General features: G+C 69.9%; 1 protein-coding gene. It reads left to right on the forward strand.

Annotation, left to right across the window (positions count from 1 at the left end; all coding sequences use genetic code 11):
- Positions 1-511 (forward strand): type VI secretion system tip protein TssI/VgrG (tssI, locus tag N5D30_RS26095; protein WP_279911346.1); only part of this gene is annotated, 511 nt, incomplete at both ends.

Below are 511 nucleotides of genomic sequence, written 5' to 3' on the forward strand. Positions count from 1 at the left end.
TGGCAGCTACGAGATCTTCGACTACCCCGGCGGCTACACCAACCTGGGCGAGGGCGAGGCCTACGCCCGGGTGCGGGTCGAGGAGCTGCAGAGCGCGCACCTGCGCGGCCAGGCGACGGGGAGGGCGCGGGGACTGGCGCCGGGTTACCTGTTCACCCTGGAACGCCACCCCAGCGCGAGCCAGAACCGGGAATACCTGGTGGTGGCGGCGCACTACCAGTTCAGCGACAACGACTACGAGGCGGCCAGCGGGTCGAGCAGCCACGTGCTGCGCATCCGGGTCGAGACGCACCCGTCGGACCAGCCGTTCCGCGCCCAGCGGCTGACGCCCCGGCCGCAGACCATGGGCCCGGACACCGCGACGGTGACGGGGCCGAAGGGCCAGGAGATCTACACCGACGAATACGGCCGGGTGAAGGTGTCGTTCCCGTGGAACCGCTACTGCAGCAAGGACGAGAACAGCTCCTGCTGGATACGGGTGTCCCACCCATGGGCGGGGTCGAGCTTCGGT

This window comes from Pseudomonas sp. GD03875 (genome assembly GCF_029840585.1).
Taxonomy (GTDB): domain Bacteria; phylum Pseudomonadota; class Gammaproteobacteria; order Pseudomonadales; family Pseudomonadaceae; genus Aquipseudomonas; species Aquipseudomonas paralcaligenes.